At 72.3% G+C, this 20,263-nt stretch carries 20 protein-coding genes and 1 pseudogene; 6 read left to right on the top strand and 15 right to left on the bottom strand.

Annotation, left to right across the window (positions count from 1 at the left end; translation table 11 throughout):
- Nucleotides 1-45: 45 nt before the first annotated feature.
- Nucleotides 46-753 carry a gamma-glutamyl-gamma-aminobutyrate hydrolase family protein gene (locus QMF80_RS12530; protein ID WP_283452540.1) on the top strand — a complete coding sequence of 236 codons (708 nt, stop codon included), beginning with the start codon at nucleotides 46-48 and terminating at the stop codon, nucleotides 751-753.
- 102 nt (nucleotides 754-855) lie between these two features.
- Here the strand turns inward: QMF80_RS12530 and QMF80_RS12525 are convergent, their stop codons facing one another.
- Nucleotides 856-1,818: a LysR family transcriptional regulator gene (locus QMF80_RS12525; protein WP_283452538.1), complete on the bottom strand. Its 963-nt coding sequence runs from the start codon at nucleotides 1,816-1,818 to the stop codon at nucleotides 856-858.
- A gap of 70 nt (nucleotides 1,819-1,888) precedes the next feature.
- Between QMF80_RS12525 and QMF80_RS12520 the strand changes: the two genes are divergently transcribed.
- Nucleotides 1,889-3,040, top strand: coding sequence for a TDT family transporter (locus QMF80_RS12520; RefSeq protein ID WP_283452536.1), 1,152 nt, complete (start codon nucleotides 1,889-1,891; stop codon nucleotides 3,038-3,040).
- Between the two features lie 23 nt (nucleotides 3,041-3,063).
- Here QMF80_RS12520 and QMF80_RS12515 read toward each other — a convergent pair whose 3' ends face one another.
- Nucleotides 3,064-3,777 (bottom strand): helical backbone metal receptor, encoded by a 714-nt coding sequence (locus tag QMF80_RS12515; RefSeq protein ID WP_283452535.1) that lies wholly within the window; start codon nucleotides 3,775-3,777, stop codon nucleotides 3,064-3,066.
- A 5-nt stretch (nucleotides 3,778-3,782) separates the two neighbouring features.
- Nucleotides 3,783-4,376, bottom strand: a complete 594-nt coding sequence (locus QMF80_RS12510; protein ID WP_283452534.1) for a helix-turn-helix domain-containing protein — start codon at nucleotides 4,374-4,376, stop codon at nucleotides 3,783-3,785.
- Between the two features lie 234 nt (nucleotides 4,377-4,610).
- Between QMF80_RS12510 and QMF80_RS12505 the strand changes: the two genes are divergently transcribed.
- The 4 genes from QMF80_RS12505 (at nucleotide 4,611) to QMF80_RS12490 (ending at nucleotide 9,266) form a co-directional block, all read left to right on the top strand.
- Complete coding sequence (locus QMF80_RS12505; RefSeq protein WP_283452656.1) at nucleotides 4,611-5,516, top strand: 5'-3' exonuclease; 906 nt, start codon at nucleotides 4,611-4,613, stop codon at nucleotides 5,514-5,516.
- A 100-nt stretch (nucleotides 5,517-5,616) separates the two neighbouring features.
- A complete protein-coding gene (locus tag QMF80_RS12500) occupies nucleotides 5,617-6,405 on the top strand; it encodes a siderophore-interacting protein (RefSeq protein ID WP_283452533.1) in 789 nt (262 codons plus the stop codon).
- A gap of 228 nt (nucleotides 6,406-6,633) precedes the next feature.
- A complete protein-coding gene (locus tag QMF80_RS12495; RefSeq protein ID WP_283452532.1) occupies nucleotides 6,634-8,211 on the top strand; it encodes a serine hydrolase in 1,578 nt (525 codons plus the stop codon).
- Between the two features lie 29 nt (nucleotides 8,212-8,240).
- The gene (locus tag QMF80_RS12490) at nucleotides 8,241-9,266 is read left to right on the top strand and encodes an RluA family pseudouridine synthase (protein WP_283452531.1); all 1,026 of its coding nucleotides are present in this window, start codon (nucleotides 8,241-8,243) and stop codon (nucleotides 9,264-9,266) included.
- Here QMF80_RS12490 and QMF80_RS12485 read toward each other — a convergent pair.
- From QMF80_RS12485 to pafA, 12 genes and pseudogenes are all read right to left on the bottom strand, one after another.
- Nucleotides 9,167-9,919: a TetR/AcrR family transcriptional regulator gene (locus QMF80_RS12485; protein ID WP_283452530.1), complete on the bottom strand. Its 753-nt coding sequence runs from the start codon at nucleotides 9,917-9,919 to the stop codon at nucleotides 9,167-9,169. The two genes, QMF80_RS12490 and QMF80_RS12485, sit on opposite strands and share 100 nt — an antisense overlap.
- A 90-nt stretch (nucleotides 9,920-10,009) precedes the next feature.
- Nucleotides 10,010-12,850 (bottom strand): DEAD/DEAH box helicase, encoded by a 2,841-nt coding sequence (locus tag QMF80_RS12480; RefSeq protein ID WP_283452529.1) that lies wholly within the window; start codon nucleotides 12,848-12,850, stop codon nucleotides 10,010-10,012.
- A gap of 147 nt (nucleotides 12,851-12,997) precedes the next feature.
- Nucleotides 12,998-13,168 (bottom strand): annotated as a pseudogene (locus QMF80_RS12475) (sphingosine kinase); the annotation flags it as partial.
- A 30-nt stretch (nucleotides 13,169-13,198) separates the two neighbouring features.
- The gene (tatC, locus tag QMF80_RS12470; RefSeq protein ID WP_283452528.1) at nucleotides 13,199-14,155 is read right to left on the bottom strand and encodes a twin-arginine translocase subunit TatC; all 957 of its coding nucleotides are present in this window, start codon (nucleotides 14,153-14,155) and stop codon (nucleotides 13,199-13,201) included.
- Between the two features lie 47 nt (nucleotides 14,156-14,202).
- On the bottom strand, nucleotides 14,203-14,499 hold the full coding sequence (gene tatA, locus QMF80_RS12465) for a Sec-independent protein translocase subunit TatA (protein WP_283452527.1): 297 nt from the start codon (nucleotides 14,497-14,499) through the stop codon (nucleotides 14,203-14,205).
- A 144-nt stretch (nucleotides 14,500-14,643) separates the two neighbouring features.
- A complete protein-coding gene (locus QMF80_RS12460; protein ID WP_283452526.1) occupies nucleotides 14,644-14,841 on the bottom strand; it encodes a hypothetical protein in 198 nt (65 codons plus the stop codon).
- A 98-nt stretch (nucleotides 14,842-14,939) separates the two neighbouring features.
- On the bottom strand, nucleotides 14,940-15,278 hold the full coding sequence (locus tag QMF80_RS12455) for a CpXC domain-containing protein (protein WP_283452525.1): 339 nt from the start codon (nucleotides 15,276-15,278) through the stop codon (nucleotides 14,940-14,942).
- A gap of 29 nt (nucleotides 15,279-15,307) precedes the next feature.
- Nucleotides 15,308-16,276, bottom strand: a complete 969-nt coding sequence (locus tag QMF80_RS12450) for a helix-turn-helix transcriptional regulator (protein WP_283452524.1) — start codon at nucleotides 16,274-16,276, stop codon at nucleotides 15,308-15,310.
- A gap of 18 nt (nucleotides 16,277-16,294) precedes the next feature.
- Nucleotides 16,295-17,251 (bottom strand): helix-turn-helix transcriptional regulator, encoded by a 957-nt coding sequence (locus QMF80_RS12445; protein WP_283452523.1) that lies wholly within the window; start codon nucleotides 17,249-17,251, stop codon nucleotides 16,295-16,297.
- A gap of 151 nt (nucleotides 17,252-17,402) precedes the next feature.
- Complete coding sequence (locus QMF80_RS12440; protein WP_283452522.1) at nucleotides 17,403-17,795, bottom strand: FKBP-type peptidyl-prolyl cis-trans isomerase; 393 nt, start codon at nucleotides 17,793-17,795, stop codon at nucleotides 17,403-17,405.
- A 59-nt stretch (nucleotides 17,796-17,854) separates the two neighbouring features.
- A complete protein-coding gene (locus tag QMF80_RS12435) occupies nucleotides 17,855-18,799 on the bottom strand; it encodes an FKBP-type peptidyl-prolyl cis-trans isomerase (RefSeq protein ID WP_283452521.1) in 945 nt (314 codons plus the stop codon).
- Between the two features lie 93 nt (nucleotides 18,800-18,892).
- The gene (pafA, locus tag QMF80_RS12430) at nucleotides 18,893-20,254 is read right to left on the bottom strand and encodes a Pup--protein ligase (RefSeq protein WP_030768414.1); all 1,362 of its coding nucleotides are present in this window, start codon (nucleotides 20,252-20,254) and stop codon (nucleotides 18,893-18,895) included.
- Nucleotides 20,255-20,263: the final 9 nt, after the last annotated feature.

The following is a 20,263-nucleotide window of genomic DNA, read 5'->3' as shown; positions in this document are numbered from 1 at the left end:
TCGCGCCCGCCGCTTTCCCGTTCGTCCCCGCTGGAGGTATGCACCGTGCCCAGGCCGCTCATCGGCATCACCACCTACGTGGAGGCGTCCACGCGCTACGGCGCGTGGGACCTCCCGACCGCCCTCGTCCCCTCGGGGTACTACGAGCTGGTCCAGGCCTCGGGCGGGGCGGCGGTGCTGCTGCCGCCGGACGAGCCGGAGCAGGCCGCCTCGGTACTGGGCCGACTGGACGGCCTGGTCGTGGCGGGCGGCCCGGATCTGGACCCGGTCCACTACGGCGCCCCCCGCGACTCCCGTACGGGCGCCCCCGCGACCGTGCGCGACGCCTGGGAGCTGGCCCTGATCGGGGCCGCGCTCGCGAACGGCACCCCGGTGCTGGGGATCTGCCGGGGCATGCAGGCCCTCAACGTGGCGCTGGGCGGCACCCTCGTCCAGCACATCGACGGGCACGCGGGGGTGCCGGGGCCGGTGGCCTGGCACCCGGTGCGGCCGGTCGCGGGCACCCTGTACGCGGCCCTCGTGCCGGAGGAGGCGCAGGTGCCGACGTACCACCACCAGTGCGTGGACCGGCTCGGGCACGGCCTGATCGCCTCGGCGCACGCGCTGGACGGGACGGTGGAGGCCGTCGAACTCCCGGCGGACGGTGCGAACTGGGCCCTGGGCGTCCAATGGCACCCCGAACGGGACAAGGACACCCGCGTGATGGACGCCCTCATCACGGCCACCGCCCGCATCCCGGCCACGGTCTCCTGACCCCCGGGCGGAGCGGGCCGAATCCAGCCCCGCCGGCGTTTGAGGCGCCCCCGGAGGGCACACCGGCCGCACGCGCACTCGCACCGCCGCGCGTACAACCGATCAGGCCGGACGGCCCCGCGTCAGGGCGAGGAGGTCGCGGGCCGGCCCGGCGGGCCGCGTCCCTCCGGGCCACACGGCCCGCAGCGACCGCCCCAGCCCCGCCCCCGCCACCGCGACCGCCACCAGCCGCCGCCCCGCCAACTCCTCCCGCAGCGCCAGCTCGGACAGCACGCACGGCCCCGCCCCGCTCACCGCCGCCGCCTTGACCGCCGTCGTGGACGCGAGTTCGAGCAGCGGCTCCGCCAGCCCCCCGCTCCCGGCCAGCGCGGCGTCCAGTACCTGCCGGGTCCCCGACCCCCGTTCCCGCAGGATCAGCGGGGTCGCGGCCAGTTCGGCGGCCGAGACCTCCCCCGACCGGCGCCGCGCCCACACGTGGCCCGGGGCCACCGCCACCACCAGCCGGTCCCGCGCGATGACCACCGCGTCCAGCCCCTCCGGCACCGTCAGCCCCTCCACGAACCCGAGGTCCGCCTCCCGCGCGAGCACCCGCTCCGCGACCAGCGCCGAGTTGTCCGCCTGGAGGGACACCGCCGTGCCCGGCCGGGCCGCGCGCAGCGCGATCAGCCACCCCGGCAGCAGGTACTCCGCGATGGTCATGCTGGCCGCCACCCGCAGCCGCGAGTCCCGCGCCCCCCGCAACGCCTGCGCCCCCGCGTCGAACGCCTCGGCGGCCTCCACCACCCGCCGCGCCCAGTCCGTGACCAGCGCGCCCTGCGCGGTCAGCGTGGAGCCGCGCGGCGTACGGTCCACCAGCGCCACCCCCAGCCGGGTCTCCATCGCCCGGATCCGGGCGCTCGCGGCGGGCTGGCTGATGCCGAGTTCCCGCGCGGCGGCGCCCAGGCTGCCGAGCCGCGCCACCGCGATCAGCAGCTCCATGGCCCCCAGCTCCGGCACCCGGTGCGACAGCGGGGCCGACACGGGGGCCGACCCCGGAGCGGTACGTTCCACAGCGGCGTCACTCATCACATCAGTTTATGACCCCATAGGCAGATGACCTCTGCCGTCCGGCCCTCCCCGGGCGCACGCTTTCCCCATGGCCACCATCGCGCACCCCCGCCAGACCCACGAGGTCCACCAGGCCGACCGGGCCCACCGGCCCGCCACCACCCCCCGGCGCTCCTTCCCGGCCCTGCGCCACCTCGGTCCGAACTGGTACGCCTCCGTCATGGGCACCGCGATCATCGCCAACGCCGGGGCCACCCTCCCCTACCAGCTCCCCGGCCAGCGCGTGGCCTGCCAGGCCTTCTGGGCCCTGTCCGCCGCGGCCCTGCTGGTCCTGCTCACCGCCCGGGCGGGCCACTGGCTGCACCACCGCGACCAGGCCCGCGCCCATCTCCTCGACCCCGCCGTGGCCCCCTTCTACGGCTGTCTGTCGATGGCCCTGCTCGCGGTCGGCGGCGGCACCCTGATCGTCGGCAAGGACCTCATCGGCCTCCGGGCGGCGATCGCCGCGGACACCGTGCTGTTCGCCGCCGGTACCGCGATCGGCCTGGCCATGGCGGTGGTCGTGCCCTACCTGATGGTGGTCCGGCACAAGGTGGAGCACGCCCAGGCCAGCCCCGTCTGGCTGCTCCCCCTGGTCGCCCCGATGGTGTCCGCCGCGCTCGGCCCGCTGCTGATCCCCCACCTGCCCGAGGGGCAGCCCCGCGAGGCGATGCTGCTGGCCTGCTACGCCATGTTCGGGGTGAGCCTGCTGGCCACCCTGCTGATGCTCCCGCTGATCTTCGGCCGACTGGTCCTGGGCGGCCCGCTGCCCCTCGCGCTCACCCCGACCCTGTTCCTGGTCCTCGGCCCCCTCGGGCAGTCCACCACCGCCGTGAACCAGCTCGCCGACATGGCACCCCGCTCCATCGGAGCGCCGTACGCCGACGGGCTCAGCGCCTTCGCCGTGGTCTACGGGGTACCGGTCATGGGGTTCGCGCTGCTCTGGCTCGCGCTCGCCGTGGCCATGCTGGTCCGGGCGGCCCGCCGCGGCATGGGCTTCGCGATGACCTGGTGGGCCCTGACCTTCCCCGTGGGCACCTGCGTCACCGGAGCCGCGGGCCTGGCCCGGCACACCGGTCTGGACGCCTTCGCCTGGCTGGCCGCCGCGCTGTTCGTGCTGCTGGTCGCGGCGTGGCTGACCGCCGCGTTCCACACCCTGCGCGGACTCGCCGCGGGCCGCCTGCTCGCCGCGCCCCGCTGAGGGCCGTCACTGCAGAGGGAGCTTCACGCCCCGCGCAGCGCTTCGGCCAGCAGCCGGGGCGCTTCGGCCAGGGAGGGCCCGTACCACGTCAGGTGGCGGCCGCTGACGAGCGCCGCGGGCAGCCCCGGAAAGGCCTCGGGGCCGTCCTCGACGGTGAACCGGTACGGCTCGTCCGGCAGCACCACCAGATCGCAGCCCGCCGCCCGCAGCTCCTCGGCGGGCACCCGCGGGTACCGCTCGGCATGGTCGGCGTACGCGTTCTCCACGCCCAGGCGCGCCAGCAGGTCCCCCGCGAAGGTGTCCCGGCCCAGCACCATCCAGGGCCGCCGCCACACCGGTACGAACGCTCGCCGCCGGTCCACCGGTTCCACCCGCGCCCACGCGGCCCCGGCGTCCGCCAGCCAGCCGGGGCGGGCCAGCCCGAGGGCGTCCACGAGAAGCAGTTCCAGCTCGCTCAGCGCCTGCGGAAGGTCCCGGATCACGGTGACGAGCACCTCCAGTCCGGCCGCGCGCAGGGCTTGGACGTCCGGGGCCCGGTTCTCCTCCTCGTTGGCGATGACGAGGTCCGGGCGCAGTGCCACGACGGCCGCCACGTCCGGGTTCTTCGTACCGCCGATCCGGGTCGCGCCGCGCAGGTCCGCCGGGTGCGTGCACCAGTCGGTGGCCCCGACGATCAGCCCGGGCGAGGACACCGCCACCGCCTCGGTCAGCGAGGGCACCAACGAGACGGCCCGCACCCCGGTCAGTGCTCCGGCGAGGGCGGCTCGGAGGTGGCGTGGATGTGGTCGCCGACCGCGACGACGAGAAGTCTGGTGTCCTCGGTCATGGCCCGCCAACGGTGGTGCACCCCGCCCGAGAGGAACAGCGCGTCGCCGCTCTCCAGCCGGTACGCCCGCCCCTCGGCCTCGACCTGGCAGGACCCCGAGACGACGTACATCATCTCGTCGTTGCGGTGCTGGTACTCGCGGCCCGCGTCCTGGTCCCCGGTGAACTCCATGGCGTGCAGCTGGTGGTGTCCGCGCACCAGGGGCCGTACGCCCGCGGCCGGTTCGAGACCGTCGGCGTCGGCGGCGCGCACGAGGTCCACGGTGCGCGCGGTGTCGGACGCGGCCAGCAGCTCGACGGCGGTGGTCTCCAGCGCGTCCGCGACCCGTTCCAGGGAGCGCATGCTGGGGCGGGCCCGTTCGTTCTCTATCTGGCTCAGAAAAGGCACCGAAAGACCGCTGCGCCCCGAGACCGCGGCGAGGGTGAGCCGCAGCGCGCGGCGCCGCTTGCGCACGGCCACGCCCACCCGGAGCGGTTCCTTGGTGTCTCTTTCCTTTTCCTTGTCGTCCATGGCGGGGCTGCCCTCCCCTTGTCCGTCGCACATAGGTGTGCTGTATGTACCTTACGCAGCATCGGCCCCCCGCACCGCTCGCACGGCCCGACCGTACCGAGCCGCCGCCGCATTCCGAGTGGAATTCGAGTGACCGGTGATCGCCGTCCGCTACCCCGGTGTGGCTGGAGGTGACCGCGATGCCGGGCGGTGTCAGTGGGGTACGGCATCATCGTCAAGGTGACCCGACGCCTGATGCTCCTCGACACCGCTTCCCTTTACTACCGCGCCTACTTCGGGGTGCCGGACTCGGTCCGGGCCCCCGACGGGACTCCGGTCAACGCCGTGCGCGGGCTGCTCGACTTCATCGGACGGCTGGTCCAGGACCACCGGCCGGACGATCTGGTGGCCTGCATGGACGCCGACTGGCGCCCGCACTGGCGGGTGGAGCTGATCCCCTCATACAAGGCACACCGCGTCGCGGTGGAGACGGAGACCGGGCCCGACGAGGAGGAGACCCCGGACACCCTGGCCCCGCAGGTCCCGATCATCGAGGCCGCGCTCGACGCGTTCGGGATCGCCCGGGTGGGCGTGGCGGGGTACGAGGCGGACGACGTGATCGGCACGCTCACCGCGCGGGCCACCGGCCCCGTGGACATCGTCACCGGCGACCGGGACCTCTACCAGCTGGTGGACGACGCCAAGGCGCGCCGCGTGCTCTACCCGCTCAAGGGCGTCGGCTCCCTCCAGGTCACCGACGAGGCGTGGCTGCGCGAGAAGTACGGGGTGGACGGGCCGGGGTACGCGGAACTGGCGCTGCTGCGCGGCGACCCGAGCGACGGCCTGCCGGGCGTGCCGGGGGTCGGCGAGAAGACGGCGGCGAAGTTGCTCGACGCGTACGGGAACCTGGCCGGGATCCTGGCCGCGGTGGACGACCCGAAGTCGAGACTGACGCCTACGCAGCGCAAGCGGCTGGACGAGGCCCGGCCCTACCTGGCGGTAGCCCCGAAGGTGGTCCAGGTGGCCCTTGACGTGCCACTTCCCGCGTTCGACCCGGCACTGCCGGCGGTGCCCGCGCACCAGGACGTGGTGGACGCGCTGGGTCACCGGTGGGGACTGGGCGGAGCGGTATCTCGCCTCACCAGCGCGCTTCGACCCTGAGGTGGTAACTTAGGTAATCCTAAGTTTCAGGGGAAGCAGCACGGGACACCGGGGAGACGCCGTGGCAGAAGGACGTGGCCGAAGGATCGCTACCGCTGAGGTGGTTCGGACCGAGCGACTGAGCGCCCACATGGTGCGCGTCGTGCTGGGCGGGGAGGGGCTCGCCGCCCGGTTCACGGTCGGCGAATTCACCGACCACTACGTGAAAGTGCTCTTCGCCCCCGAGGGCGCCGTCTACTCCGAACCCTGGGACCTGGAAGAGATCAGAGCCTCCCAGCCCCGCGAACTGTGGCCGCGACAGCGCGCCTACACGGTGCGGGCCTGGGACCCGGCGCACGAAGAGCTGACCATCGACTTCGTCGTCCACGGCGACGAGGGCGTCGCGGGCCCCTGGGCGATGCGCGCCCAGCCCGGCGAAACGGTCCGCTTCCTGGGCCCGGGCGGCGCCTATGGTCCCGACCCGGCGGCCGACTGGCACCTGCTCGTGGGTGACGAGAGCGCGCTTCCGGCGATCGGCACCACGATGGAGCAGATGCCGGTGGGGGCCGAGGTGATCGCCCTGGTGGAGGTCGCCGGCCCCGACGAGGAGCAGAAGATCGCCACTCCGGACGGGATCGTGCCGATCTGGATCCACCGCGGCGACCGCCCGGTCGGCGAGGCGCTGGTGCAGGCCGTGACCTCGCTGCAGTTCCCGGAGGGCGAGGTCCACGCCTTCGTCCACGGCGAGGCGGGCTTCGTGAAGGAACTCCGCCGCCACCTGCGCAACGAGCGCGGCATCCCGGCCAAGCGGCTGTCGATCTCGGGCTACTGGCGCCTGGGCGAGACGGACGAGGGCTGGCGCGCCATAAAGCGCGACTGGAACGCCCAGGTCGAAGCGGAGCAGGGCTGAGACCCGGGGGCCCCGCCCCCAACCCCCCGCGCCTCAACCGCCGGCGGAGCTGAAACGTTCAGCCCCGTCGGCGTCGAGGCGCCCAGCCCAGCCGGTGCGCAAGGCCGCCCCCTCCAGCCCCGCCGGCGTTTGAGGCGCCCCCGGAGGGCTCGCGACCGGCGCCCGCGACCCGCACCGGCCCCCGCCGCCCCGCGCGCGGCGAACCCCTCCCCGCGGGACAATGACCGCATGCGCAGCTCACGCACCCGCGCCCGAGCCCTCGGCGCCGCAGGGGCCGCCCTGCTCCTGGCGTCGGTCGCCACCGCCGCCCCGACGGCCACGGCCACGACCGGCCCCCCGCCACCGAAGCCCCGGCTCACCGACGCCCAGGTCGACAAGGCCGTCGCCCGCCTCGACTCGAACATCGCCGACGTGATGCGCCGCACCGGCGTCCCCGGCCTCTCCGTGGCCGTGGTCCACAACGACAAGGTGATCTACCTCAAGGGCTTCGGCGTCCGGAAGGTCGGCGAGCCCGCCAGGGTGGACCCGGACACCGTCTTCCAGGTCGCCTCGCTCTCCAAGCCGCTCTCCTCCACCGTGATCGCCGGTACCCTCGCCGACCCCGCCGACTGGGACCGTCACGTGGACCTGCCCGGCTTCGCCCTCAAGGACCCGTGGGTGACCGCCCACGTCAGTACCGCCGACCTCTTCTCGCACCGCAGCGGCCTGCCCGACCACTCCGGCGACCTCCTCGAAGACCTCGGCTACGACCAGTCGTACATCCTCGGCCACCTCCGCGAGGAACCCCTGTCCCCCTTCCGCGCGAGCTACGCCTACACCAACTACGGGCCGACCGCCGCCGGTGAGGCCGTCGCCCGGGCCAAGGGCGTCAGCTGGGAGAAGCTGAGCCAGGACACCCTCTTCAAGCCCGCCGGGATGACCCGCACCTCCACCACCTTCAAGGCCTTCGTGAACGCCCCGGACCACGCCGCCACCCACGTCAAGAACGCCGACGGCACCTGGAGCGCCCGCTTCGTCCGCGATCCCGACGCGCAGGCCCCGGCGGGCGGGGCCAGTTCCACCGCCCGTGACATGAGCCGGTGGATGCGGCTCCAGCTCTCCGGCGGCACCCTGGACGGCCACCGGATCATCCCCGAGGCCACCCTGGCCCGGACCCACCTGGCCGAGATCGTGTCCCAGGCCCCCACCACCCGCTACGGGCCCACCGGCTTCTACGGGCTGGGCTGGAACGTCTCCTACGACGACGCGGGCAGGCTGCGCCTGAGCCACTCCGGGGCCTTCGAACTCGGCGCCAACACCACCGTGACGATGCTGCCGCTCGAACAGCTGGCCATCGTCGTCCTGACCAACGGCGCACCGATCGGCCAGGCCGACGCCGTCTCCCTCGACTTCTTCGACACCGCCGAGCACGGCAAGCCCACCACCGACTGGCTGGACGTGGCCGAAGCGCTCTACGCGGCGCAGCTGGACCAGCCCGGCCGGTCCGGCACCGACTACGCCCACCCGCCCGCCGGGGCGAAGCCCGCCCGCGCGGACTCGACGTACACCGGCACCTACGACAGCCCGTACTTCGGCAAGCTCACCGTGACCGCCGACCCCGGCAAGCCCGCCGGTCAGGGCCTCGTCCTCGGCCTCGGCCCGAAGCCGGAGCGGTACGCGCTCACCCACTACGACGGCGGCACCTTCAGCTTCGAGACCAGGGGCGAGAACGCCGTCGGCCGCACCGGGGTCACCTTCACCGACGGCAAGGTCCGCATCGAGTACCTGGACACCGAGCACCTGGGCACCTTCAGCCGGAGCGGATGAGCACCGCCCGGCCGCATACCCTGGCCCCGATGAGACGCCGAGCCCCCGCACCCCCCTCGCCCCTGCCCCAGCTGGACGGCATCGACCCGGTGCGGCTGCGGCTGCCCGGGGACGGACCGTACGCCGACATCGGCGGCTTCCTCGACGCCCGTTACGCGGGCAGCTCCGGAGCGGAGCCGATGGCCCGCCTGCTGCGCGCGGGCCGCGTGTTCGGCGCCGACGGGCGGCCCCGGCGGGCGGCGGACCCCTACGAGCCGGGCGGGTTCCTGTGGTTCCACCGGGAGCTGCCGCCGGAGGCGTCCGTACCGTTCGCGCCGCGCGTCGTGTACCGGGACGCGCACCTGCTCGTGGCGGACAAGCCGCACTTCCTCGCCACCACCCCGCGCGGCAGCCACGTCACCCAGACCGCCCTCGCCCGGCTGCGCCACGCCCTGGACCTGCCCGAGCTGAGCCCCGCGCACCGGCTGGACCGGCTCACCGCGGGGCTGGTCCTGTTCACGGTCCGACCCGAGGACCGCGGGGCTTATCAACTGCTGTTCCAGAAAAGGCTGGTGAGCAAGGAGTACGAGGCCGTCGCGCCCTACGATCCGGCGCTCGCCCTGCCCCGCACGCTGCGCAGCCGGATCGAGAAGACCCGCGGGGTGATCGCCGCCGCCGAGATCCCGGGCGGGGTACCCAATGCCGAGACCCGGGTGGAACTCCTGGAGCGGCGGGGCGGGTTGGGGCGCTACCGGCTGACCCCGCACACCGGCCGCACCCATCAGCTGCGCGTCCACATGAACAGCCTCGGCGTGCCCCTGCTCGGGGACCCGGTGTACCCGGAGGTCGGCGATCCGGCCCCGGACGACTACCGGCGGCCGCTGCAACTCCTGGCCCGCGTGCTGTCGTTCACCGATCCGGTGACCGGCCTGGCCCACCGCTTCGAGAGCATCCGCACCCTCGGTGCCTGGACGGACTACGAGGCCTGGGCCGCCGGAACCCCGCCGGAGCCGGAACCCGAGCCGGATCCCGAGCCGGCGCCTGAACCGGAACCCGCACCCGAGCGCGGCCTCTGAGGGCTCTGCGGTACGCCCGCGATCCGCAGGGCCGCGTCCGCCGTGGCCGCCGCGAAGGCCTCCACGGGTCTGCCGGGATCCGAGCGGTGGATGAGCATCACGCCCTCTATCAGGCCGAAGACCAGGTCGTTGCGCAGGGCCAGTGCGGCCTGGTCACGCGCCAGTTCGGCACCGGCGGCGGTGGCGCGCAGCAACGTGCGGTAGGCGTCGCGCAGTTCGGCCCGCATCCGGCGGAACTGCGCGAACCGCTCACCGCCGACCTCGGGCAGCAGGTAGAGCGCTCCCAGGTTGTACGGTCCGCCGCACAGCTGCTTGACGTCGGAGCGGCACAGCTCCCACAGCCTGCGCTCGGCGCTGCGGCCGGGGGTGACCAGCAGCCGCCGCGCCAGGACCAGGGAGGGAGCCACGGTGGACTCCAGCAGTTCGGCGAGGAGTTCCTCCTTGCCGCCGAAGTAGTGGTACATCGTCGCCTGGCGCATACCGGCCAGTTCGGCCACCGCCCGGGTGGTGGTGGCCGCGTATCCGCGGACCGTGAAGAGTTCCGCCGCCGCGCAGAGGAGTTCCTCGCGCGGCGGCCGCCCACTGTCCGGTCTTCGCTGGTCGGCGCGTGGCCGCCCGACCCGTCTCGCTCCCTCGCCCGCTGGCCCAGTCATGGCCAGATCGTCCCACAGAGCACCCCTAAAGCTTCATGGCAAGAGATCAGATCGCGCCATCCCCACTGTAGGAGGAAGCCCCAAAAGCGGCTAGCCGACGGAGCTGTAGGCCACTACACCCCGCAACAGGGCGTCCACGGCCTTACGGGCATTTCGCGCCACCGTGCTGCCCCCGTCACCCGACGTGGACGGCGCGGCCGCCGCGACCTGGCCGAGCACGTCGATGACCTGCTTGCACCAGCGCACGAAGTCACCGGCGGGCATGCCCGCTTCGCGGAGCACCTCGTCGAGGCTCTTGTCGGAGGCCCATTGGTAGACCGCCCACGCGAAGCCGAGGTCCGGCTCGCGCTGGCCCACACCCTCCGCCTGGTTGATCCCGTGCGACTCCTCCAGCGCGTCGAGCCTGCCCCAGATACGGACCATCTCGCCCAGCGCGACCGTCGCCGCACCGGCGGGCACCTTGGGCGCCACCGCGTCGTCGGACTGGCGCGCCTCGAAGACCAACGCCGAGACACAGGACGCGAGTTCGGCGGGGCTGAGCCCCTCCCAGATCCTGGCCCGCAGGCATTCCGAGGCCAGCAGGTCCAGCTCGCCGTACAGCCGGGCCAGCCGCCTGCCGTGCTGGGTGACCTCGTCCTCGCGCAGGTAGTCCAGCTCGGTCAGCAGCGCGTGGATCCGGTCGAAGGTGCGGGCGATGGTGTTCGTCCGGCCCTCGATCCGGCGCTCCAGCTGCTGGGTGTCCCGCTTGAGCCGGTGGTAGCGCTCGGCCCAGCGCGCGTGGTCCTCGCGCTCGTCGCAGCCGTGGCACGGGTGCGCGCGCAGCGCGGCGCGCAGCCGGGCGATCTCCCGGTCGTCGGCGGCCTCGGCCCGGCCGCGCCTGCTGTGCTCGGGCGCGATGTGCCCGGCCTTGGTACGCAGTTGCGAGGCGAGGTCCCGGCGCGACTGCGGGGAGCGCGCGTTGAAGGACTTGGGGATGCGCATCCGCTCGATGGCCTCGACCGGGACCGGGAAGTCGATCGCGGCGAGCCGCTTGACCTGCCGCTCGGCGGTGAGCACCAGCGGGCGCGGGCCCTCGGTGTACTCCTGGCCGCGGTGCCCGTTGGAGCGTCCGGCGGGCATGCCCGGGTCCAGGACCAGCGCGAGCCCGGCGAACTTGCCGGTCGGCACGTGGATGATGTCGCCCGGCTTGAGCTTCTCCAGCGAGCCGGCCGCCTGCGCGCGGCGCTGGGCCGCGCCCTGCTTGGCCAGGTCCGTCTCGCGGTCCTTGAGGTCGCGGCGCAGCTGCGCGTACTCCTCGAAGTCCCCGAGGTGGCAGGTCATGCCCTCGGTGTAGCCCGACAGGCCCTCTTCGTTGCGCTGCACCTGCTTGGAGATGCCGACGACGGAGCGGTCCGCCTGGAACTGGGCGAAGGAGGTCTCCAGCAGTTCGCGCGAGCGGTGCCGCCCGAACATCTGGACCAGGTTGACGGCCATGTTGTACGAGGGCTTGAAGCTGGAGCGCAGCGGATACGTCCGGGTGCCGGCCAGGCCCGCGAGGGCCGCCGGGTCCATCGCGCGCTGCCACAGCACCACCGCGTGGCCCTCGACGTCGATGCCGCGGCGCCCGGCCCGGCCGGTGAGCTGCGTGTACTCGCCGGGGGTGATGTCGGCGTGCTGCTCGCCGTTCCACTTGACCAGCTTCTCCAGGATCACCGTGCGCGCGGGCATGTTGATGCCCAGCGCCAGGGTCTCGGTGGCGAAGACGGCCTTGACCAGGCCGCGTACGAAGAGTTCCTCGACGACCTCCTTGAAGGTCGGCAGCATTCCGGCGTGGTGCGCGGCGATGCCCCGCTCCAGGCCCTCCAGCCATTCGTAGTAGCCGAGGACGTGCAGGTCTTCGGTGGGGATCGAGGCGGTGCGCTCCTCGACGATCTCCCGGACCCGGGCCCGCTTGGCGTCGTCGTTGAGCCGCAGCCCGGCGTACAGGCACTGCTGGACGGCGGCCTCGCAGCCCGCGCGGCTGAAGATGAAGGTGATGGCCGGGAGCAGGCCCTCGTTGTCGAGGCGCTCGATGACCTCGGGGCGGCCCGGGGTCCAGATCCGGTTGCGGGAGCGCCGTTCGCGCTCGCGGTCGGCCTCGCGGACCATCTTGCCGCGCCGCCGGTCCTTCGGGATGTAGGTGCGGGTGTTCTCCTCCCGCGCCATGCGCAGCAGGTCGGGGTTGACCTCCCGGCGTCCGCTGCCGCGGCCGCCGTGGTCGGTCTCCTCCTCGAAGAGGTCGTAGATCCGGCGTCCGGCCATGACGTGCTGCCACAGCGGAACGGGCCGCTCCTCGGAGACGATCACATCGGTGTCGCCGCGGACGGTGTCCAGCCAGTCGCCGAACTCCTCCGCGTTGGACACGGTGGCCGAGAGGGAGACCAGGGTGACCGACTCGGGGAGGTGGATGATCACTTCCTCCCAGACGGCGCCGCGGAACCGGTCGGAGAGGTAGTGCACCTCGTCCATGACGACGTAGCCGAGACCGGTCAGCGCGGGGGACTTCGCGTACAGCATGTTGCGCAGTACCTCGGTGGTCATCACGACTACCGGAGCATCGGCGTTGACGCTGTTGTCACCCGTCAGAAGGCCGACCTTGGCCGCGCCGTAGCGCTTGACGAGGTCGGCGTACTTCTGGTTCGACAGGGCCTTGATCGGCGTGGTGTAGAAGCACTTGCGGCCCTGGAGCAGCGCCAGGTGCACGGCGAACTCGCCGACGATGGTCTTGCCCGAGCCCGTGGGGGCGGCGACGAGCACGCCCTTTCCGGCCTCCAGGGCCTTGCAGGCCTCGATCTGGAAGGGGTCCAGGCCGAATGCGTACATCTCCCGGAAGGGGTGCAGGGCCGTGGCTTCTTCGGCGGCGCGGCGGCGGAACGCGGCGTACGCGTCGGCGGGTGAGAGTTCCTCGGTCATCTTGTGGTCGAGCCTACCCGCCACCCCTGACAACAAGCGCGATCTTTACGACAGGACCCGCACGGCCGCGGGCACGCACAGGGCGGTGACGGGCAGCGGGCCCATCGGGCCGCCGTCCGCGCAGGCGGTGATCCCGGCGGCCTCCAGGGTGCCCTCACGGACGGCGGCGCGCAGCCGGGCCGGGGCGGCGTCGGCGCCGACGACCGTCCGGAGGGAGAAGCCTGCCCCGCGGAGCGCGGAAGCGGCCGGCTGCGCCGCGTGGGCGCCCCGGCCGCGTCCGGCGGTGGGACTGACGAAGAGGGTGATCTCCGCACTCACCCCCGGAATCTTCCGGAGGGCGCGTACCGGTCAGGTGGCGTCGTCGTAGCCGTTGATCCGCTGGCGTCCGCCGTCGTCCTGGCCGGGCAGCGCGGTGGGCGGGGTGACGGGCTCGATCGCCCCGACGGGCGCCGGGGTCAGGTCCAGCGCGGCGGCCTCGTCGTCGTCGAGGTCGGCGTCGGGGTTTTTGCGCTTGCGCCTGCGGTCGTTGAGGTAGCAGACGCCGAGGGCGATGAAATAGAGCCCGATGATCGGCGAGGCGAGCGACATCATGGTGAGCGGGTCACCGGTGGGCGTCGCGAACGCCGCGAAGACCGTGATGCCGAGGACCATGATCCGCCACCAGCTCGCCAGCCGCTTGGCGGTGAGCACCCCGGTGACGTTCAGCAGGATCAGCAGCAGCGGCAGCTCGAAGGCCAGGCCGAAGACGACCACCATGCGCGTGACCAGGTCGAGGTAGTCGTCGACGGGCAGCAGGTTGCGCGCGTTGTCGGGGGTGAATTCGAGCAGGATCTGCGCGGTCTGCGGCAGGATCTTGTACGCGAGGACCGCGCCGGTGCCGAACAGGGGGGCGCCGACCACGACGAACCCGACGGCGTAGCGCTTCTCGTGGTTGTGCAGGCCCGGGGCGATGAAGGCCCAGAGCTGGTACAGCCAGACCGGGGCGGAAAGCACCACGCCCGCGGTGAGCGACACCTTCAAAGCGATCGAGAAGGGCGCGATGAGGCCGTTCACGGTCATGTCGGCGCAGGGACGCCCGTTGCGCTGGGAGACCACGCCATTGGTACAGCCCACGGAATCCAGCATCGGCTTCAGCATGAAGTCGATGAGGTTCTTGTAGTAGAAGGCGGCCACGATGGTGATCACGAGGATCGCCACGACCGCCTTCAGCAGGCGGTTTCTCAGCTCACGCAGGTGCTCGATGAGAGGCATGCGCCCTTCGGCGTCCTTCTCCCGCTTCCCCTGCTTTCGGGCAGACTTGAGCAACCCAGGTCCCTTGGCTCGTTGCAGTTGACTGGCGCGACCGGTGGGGGTCAGGCCTGGGTGGTGCGGTTCGGCTCGTTGACCGGACGTGCGCTGGTGACGTCACCGGGCGCGGCCTGGATGGTGCGCGGAGCGGTCTGCGGGGCCTGGTCGGCGGGCGCGGGCGCGGCTGCGGCCGCGGCTGCGTCCTCCGCCTCGCCTTCCTTCTTCATCGCCTTGGCCTCGCTCTTGAGGATGCGGGCCGACTTGCCCAGCGAGCGCGCCATGTCCGGCAGCTTCTTCGCGCCGAACAGCAGGAAGATCACGGCGATGATCAGGAGGATCTCAAGAGGCTTCAGATTGCCCATAGTGTCTGACTTCCTTCTCACCGAAGCGGCTGGTCTTACGGACGCGGCAGCCCGGGCAGAAAACCGGAAACCGCTCTGACAAGGATCGTAACCCCCGGGGGTAAACGCCCGGCAATCCCCCGGCGCCCCCGTGATGACGCGCGTCTAGTGGACCACACGCCCCGCGCGGGCCAGATCGGTGGTCGCGCGCTCCAGTTCTCCGGACGCGTCGGCGATCTTGCGACTGGCCTCGGCGACCTGTCCGGAGAGCCTGCGCACCTCGACGAACACCCGCACGGCGAGCACGGCGAGGACGGCGACCCCGAGGAATCCCAGGGCAATTGCGAGCATCGGCCACAGCATGGGGCCGAGCCTAGCGCCTGCCCGGCCCCCGCGGCCGGGCGGGGCCGCGGGCGCCCGCCGGGCCCCCGCGGCCCTCCAGCGGGGGGGGCCAGGGGCTCTCAGACGCTGCGCAGGGTGCTGACGCCGCCGCCGGTCAGCAGCTCGATGATCCGCTCCCCGGCGTGCTTGCGCACCGCCGCCCCGCACGCGGGGCAGGTGAAGGAGTAGAAGGTGGTGCGGCGGCTGGCCCCGATGGCCAGGCGCAGGGCGTCCGCGGTCAGCTCGAAGCGGGCCTTGCAGTCGGGGCAGGCCGCCTTGAAGCTGACCGGGCCGCCGCCGTCCCGCGGACCGGCGGACGGCCCCGCCGACCCGGCGGCCGGAGTGGTGGAGGCGGTGGTGGAGGCGGTGGTGGAAGCGGTGGTGGGCGCGGTGGTACCGGGCCCCGGGGTGACTGACATCGTGCGGCGATCCCCCTCGGTCGCGGTCCTCAGAACTCTTCCCCGTACCCGGCCAGCGCCTCGCGCGCCGCCCGGCGCGCGCTGTCCGACAGTGCGGTGGGCGCCACGATCCGGCCGTCCCCGCCCAGCCGCAGGGCCAGCCTGCGCAGCGACGTCGGCTCGGGGGTGCGCAGGGTGATCCGCAGCCCTCCGTCCGCCAGCTCCTCGGCGCTGTCGTGGGGGTAGTACTCGGCGACCCAGCGGCCGCCCGGCCCCACCTCGATGATCACTTCCGGGTCCCCGGCGGCGGGCTGTACGAGGCCCACCGACAGGTCGCGCGGTTCGATCACCGGCGGCTCGGCCCGCTCGTCCAGCAGCCTGATCTCGGCGACCCGGTCGAGCCGGAAGGTGCGCCGGGCCTCGGAGAGGTGGCACCACCCCTCCATGTAGGTGTGTCCCACCGCGAACAGCCGGATCGGGTCCACGGTGCGCTCGGTCAGCTCGTCGCGGGCCGGGGAGTAGTAGCGCAGCCACACCCGGCGCCGTTCGGCGATCGCCCGGTCGACGTCCGCGAAGACCCCGCCCTCCGATTCGAAGGTCACCGACAGCCGGGAGCTGGCCCCGGCCGCCTCGCCCGCCGCGGCCTCCAGCTTGGCGGTGGCGCGCAGCAGCGCGTCCCGGTCGCTCGCCCGCAGCCCCGGCAGGGTGGCGACGGCCCGCGCGGCCACCAGCAGGGCGGTGGCCTCGTCGGCGGCGAGCCGCAGCGGTTCGGCGGTGGACTCCCCCGACGCGTCGGGGTTGCGCCACCAGATGCGCTCGCCGTCGGTGTCGATGTCGAGCAGGTCCCCGCCGCGGAAGCTCGTACCGCACATGGGCAGTACGTCGAGGTCCGAGATCAGCTCGTCCTCGGTGATCCCGAAGGCGCGGGCGACGTCGGCGACGTGCGCCCCGGGGCGCTCGCGCAGATAGGTCACCAGCGACAGCATCCGTCGGGTCTGGTCAATGGCGTTGGCAGCCATGCTGGTACGTGTCCCCCCTCAGCCCTTGGCCACGGCGCGCAGCCGGTCCACCACATCGGCCCGCAGATCCGCGGGTTCCACCACCACCACGTCCGGCCCGAACTCCACGAGCCAGGCGTCCAGTCCGTGCCCGTACGGGATCTCCAGCTCGTCCCAGCCATCCGCGCCCTCGCGCACGGCGGTCGCCCTGGCCCGCAGCGGGTAGCCCGCGCCCGCGCGCAGCCGGATCAGCGCCGAGCGGTCCGCGGTGTCCCCGGCCCAGCTCGCCACGGTCTCCCGCACGGTCACCACGTCCGGCACCGCGGCCGTGTACTGCCCGGCCCGCGAGCGCACCTTGCCGGTGATCCGGGACAGCCGGAACACCCGCTCCGCGCCGCGGTCCCGGTCGTAGCCCGCGAGGTACCAGTGGCCGCGCCAGCACTCCAGGGCCCAGGGCTCCACCTGACGGGAGGCCGGGCGCGCCGCGTTGGACTTGCGGTAGTCGAAGACCACCGGGCGCCGGTCCCGGCAGGCCAGCATCAGCGGCTCGAAGGCCGCCTCGTGGACCGGGATGCGCGGCTCGATGGCACTGTGCTGGCCGTCGTACGGGTCCCCCGCCTCCGGCATGCCCCCGGCGCGCAGCTTCTGCAGGGCGCCGCTGGCCGCGCCCGCGAGGCGGGCCTGCTGCCAGACCTTGGCGGCCAGGCCCAGCGCGGCGGCCTCCTCGGCGTCCAGGGACACGGCGGGAAGACGGTTGCTGTCGCGGCGGGCCAGGTAGCCGATGTCCCCGTCGAGGCTCTCCACGGTCTCGATGACCAGGCCCAGCTCGCGCAGATCGTCCTTGTCCCGCTCGAACATGCGGTTGAAGGACTCGTCGTTGCCCGCCTCCAGGTAGGCCTCGATGGAACCGCGCAACTCGCGCTTGCTGAGCGGCCGGCGCGTCCCCAGCAGACACAACGCCAGGTTCATCAGCCGCTCGGCCTTGGCAATCGCCATCGACGCCCCTCCCCCGATCTCCGTGCAACACCCTCGTGACCGCTGACCGTACCGTCCCGGTGGTCCGGGGCAAAAGCGAGGGCGGGCCCGGGACAAGAGCGAGGGGCCCCCGCCGTACGGCAGGGGCCCCTCGCTCCGGACAACCGGTGGATCAGGCCGCCATCAGGTCGCAGACGAAGATCAGCGTCTCGCCCGGGGCGATCGCGCGGCCCGCGCCGCGGTCGCCGTAGGCGAGGTGGGCGGGGATCGTCAGCTTGCGACGGCCGCCGACCTTCATGCCCTGGACGCCCTGGTCCCAGCCCTTGATGACCTGGCCGACACCGAGGGTGAACGGGAGCGGCTCATTGCGGGCCCACGAGGAGTCGAACTCCTCGCCGGTGGAGAACGCGACGCCCACGTAGTGGACCCGGATGTTGGAGCCCGCCTTGGCCTCGGCCCCGTCGCCCAGCCAGACGTCCTCGATCACGAGGTCGGTGGGGACGTCGCCTTCGGGGAAATCGATCTCGGGCTTCTCGAGCTTGTCGCTCACGGAACTGCTCCTCATACGTACGAACGAAAGGGGGTCCCTCCCGCCAGAGGCCGGAGGGGGCAACCGGAACAGTCTTACATCACGGTGAGGATGTCGAGGCTGAAGACCAGCGTCGAGTTCGCCGGGATGGTGCCCTGCTCCTTGTCACCGAAGCCGTCGGCGGGCGGGATCACCAGGAGGACGCGGCTGCCCGCCTTCTTCCCGACGATGCCTTCCTTGAGGCCCTTGACCGACAGCTGGGACAGCGGCCACGTCACCGTGGTGTCACTGGTGTACGTGGATTCGAACGTCTTGTCGTCCTTCCACGTCTTGCCGTTGAACTTGACCACGACGCTGTCGGTGTCCTTCACGACCGGGCCGTCGCCCTCCAGCACGTACTCCGAGACCAGCTTGGCCGGCGCGGCGGAGTCCTTGGGGACCGCGACCGACACCTCCTTGCCGTCCGTGTTGGTGCCGACCTTGGGCAGGTCCTTGTTCTCCTGCGGGATCTCCTTGCCCTTGGCCGAGGCCGGGACGGAGGTGCCCTTGACGATGTCGACGACGAAGACCAGCGTGGCGTTCGGCTTGATCTTGTCGCCCGAGCCCTGTGCGCCGTAGCCGAGGGCCGGGGGGATCACCAGCTCGACGCGGCTGCCGACCTTCTGGCCTTCGAGGCCCTGGTCCCAGCCCTTGATGACCGCACCCGCACCGAGGGTGAGGTCGAAGGGGGCGGGGCGGCCGAAGCTCTTGTCGAACGGCTCGGCGCCGTCCCAGACCTGACCCAGGTAGTTCACCTGAGCCACGTCACCCTTCTTCAGCGCCGGGCCCTTGCCCTCGCTGAGCACCTCCACCTTCAGCCCCTTGGGGGGCTCACCCTTCCCCTTCGCGAGGGTGGGGTCCTCCCCGAACTTGGCGCCCTTCGTGATCGCGGGCACCCCGTTCTTCATCTGGACGGAGTCGGAGCCCTTGTCGCTACCACCGCAGGCCGCTGTCGACAGCAGCAGAAGGGGGACGACAAGCAGGCCGGCAATTCGGCGCACGTGTTCCTCAGATCTCAGACGGCACATCGGTCGCCGCCAACTCTAAGGCGTGTGGCGGGCCCCGTACGAGAGACGTACGGGGCCCGTGAGATGTCACATACCAGCGATCAGCTTCTCCACCCGGTCGTCCACCGACCGGAAGGGGTCCTTGCACAGCACGGTGCGCTGCGCCTGGTCATTGAGCTTCAGGTGCACCCAGTCGACCGTGAAGTCCCGCCGCTGCTCCTGCGCCCGGCGGATGAAGTCGCCGCGCAGCCGCGCCCTGGTGGTCTGCGGGGGCACCGACTTGCCCTCGAAGATCTTGAGGTCGTTGCAGATCCGCGCCGCCTGCCCCTTGCGCTCCAGCAGGTAGTACAGACCGCGCCGCCGGTGGATGTCGTGGTAGGCGAGGTCTATCTGCGCCACCCGGGGGTTGGACATGGTCATGTTGTGCTTGGCCCGGTAGCGCTCGATCAGCTGGTACTTCATGACCCAGTCGATCTCGGTACCGATCCGGTCCAGGTCCTCCGCGTCGATCGCGTCGAGCGTACGGCCCCACAGCTCCAGGACCTGGTCGACGACCCCGGTGCGGATGCCCCGGCGCTCGGCGAAGTCCACGGCCTTGTCGTAGTACTCGCGCTGGATCTCCAGGGCGGAGGCCTCGCGGCCGCTCGCGAGGCGGACCTTGCGCTGACCCGTGATGTCGTGGCTGACCTCTCGGATCGCCCGGATCGGGTTCTCCAGGGTCAGGTCGCGCATCACCGTGCCCGCCTCGATCATGCGCAGCACCAGGTCGGTCGCGCCGACCTTGAGCAGCATGGTCGTCTCGGACATGTTCGAGTCGCCGACGATGACGTGCAGGCGCCGGTAGCGCTCGGCGTCCGCGTGCGGCTCGTCCCGGGTGTTGATGATGGGCCGGGAGCGGGTCGTGGCGGAGCTGACGCCCTCCCAGATGTGCTCGGCCCGCTGGCTCACGCAGTAGACCGCGCCCCGGGGGGTCTGCAGGACCTTGCCCGCGCCGCAGATCAGCTGACGCGTGACCAGGAACGGAATGAGGATGTCCGCCAGGCGGGAGAATTCTCCGTGCCGGGCCACGAGGTAGTTCTCGTGGCAGCCGTACGAATTGCCCGCCGAGTCGGTGTTGTTCTTGAAGAGGTAGACGTCGCCCGCGATTCCCTCCTCGTGCAGGCGGCGTTCGGCGTCGACGAGCAGACCTTCGAGAATGCGCTCGCCGGCCTTGTCGTGGGTGACCAGTTCGGTCAGGTTGTCGCATTCGGGAGTTGCATATTCCGGATGCGAACCCACATCGAGGTACAGACGGGCGCCGTTCCGCAGGAAGACATTGCTGCTGCGGCCCCATGACACAACACGGCGGAAGAGGTAGCGCGCCACTTCGTCAGGAGACAGTCGGCGCTGTCCCCTGAACGTGCACGTGACGCCGTACTCGTTCTCCAGCCCGAAAATGCGGCGGTCCATGACTGAACA

The organism is Streptomyces sp. G-G2 (genome assembly GCF_030063135.1).
GTDB lineage: Bacteria > Actinomycetota > Actinomycetes > Streptomycetales > Streptomycetaceae > Streptomyces.
This window is presented reverse-complemented; position numbering and strand designations above follow the sequence as displayed.

Bases quoted from the DNA above. Each gene is read 5' to 3' on its own strand.
- tatA (WP_283452527.1), bottom strand. From the start codon at position 14,499: ATGGGCAATCTGAAGCCTCTTGAGATCCTCCTGATCATCGCCGTGATC.
- QMF80_RS12510 (WP_283452534.1), bottom strand. From the start codon at position 4,376: ATGGACGACAAGGAAAAGGAAAGAGACACCAAGGAACCGCTCCGGGTG.
- QMF80_RS12520 (WP_283452536.1), top strand. From the start codon at position 1,889: ATGGCCACCATCGCGCACCCCCGCCAGACCCACGAGGTCCACCAGGCC.
- QMF80_RS12480 (WP_283452529.1), bottom strand. From the start codon at position 12,850: ATGACCGAGGAACTCTCACCCGCCGACGCGTACGCCGCGTTCCGCCGC.
- QMF80_RS12505 (WP_283452656.1), top strand. From the start codon at position 4,611: ATGCTCCTCGACACCGCTTCCCTTTACTACCGCGCCTACTTCGGGGTG.
- QMF80_RS12485 (WP_283452530.1), bottom strand. From the start codon at position 9,919: ATGACTGGGCCAGCGGGCGAGGGAGCGAGACGGGTCGGGCGGCCACGC.
- QMF80_RS12490 (WP_283452531.1), top strand. From the start codon at position 8,241: ATGAGACGCCGAGCCCCCGCACCCCCCTCGCCCCTGCCCCAGCTGGAC.
- QMF80_RS12460 (WP_283452526.1), bottom strand. From the start codon at position 14,841: ATGCTGTGGCCGATGCTCGCAATTGCCCTGGGATTCCTCGGGGTCGCC.
- QMF80_RS12525 (WP_283452538.1), bottom strand. From the start codon at position 1,818: ATGAGTGACGCCGCTGTGGAACGTACCGCTCCGGGGTCGGCCCCCGTG.
- QMF80_RS12450 (WP_283452524.1), bottom strand. From the start codon at position 16,276: ATGGCTGCCAACGCCATTGACCAGACCCGACGGATGCTGTCGCTGGTG.
- QMF80_RS12445 (WP_283452523.1), bottom strand. From the start codon at position 17,251: ATGGCGATTGCCAAGGCCGAGCGGCTGATGAACCTGGCGTTGTGTCTG.
- QMF80_RS12495 (WP_283452532.1), top strand. From the start codon at position 6,634: ATGCGCAGCTCACGCACCCGCGCCCGAGCCCTCGGCGCCGCAGGGGCC.
- pafA (WP_030768414.1), bottom strand. From the start codon at position 20,254: ATGGACCGCCGCATTTTCGGGCTGGAGAACGAGTACGGCGTCACGTGC.
- QMF80_RS12440 (WP_283452522.1), bottom strand. From the start codon at position 17,795: ATGAGGAGCAGTTCCGTGAGCGACAAGCTCGAGAAGCCCGAGATCGAT.
- QMF80_RS12455 (WP_283452525.1), bottom strand. From the start codon at position 15,278: ATGTCAGTCACCCCGGGGCCCGGTACCACCGCGCCCACCACCGCTTCC.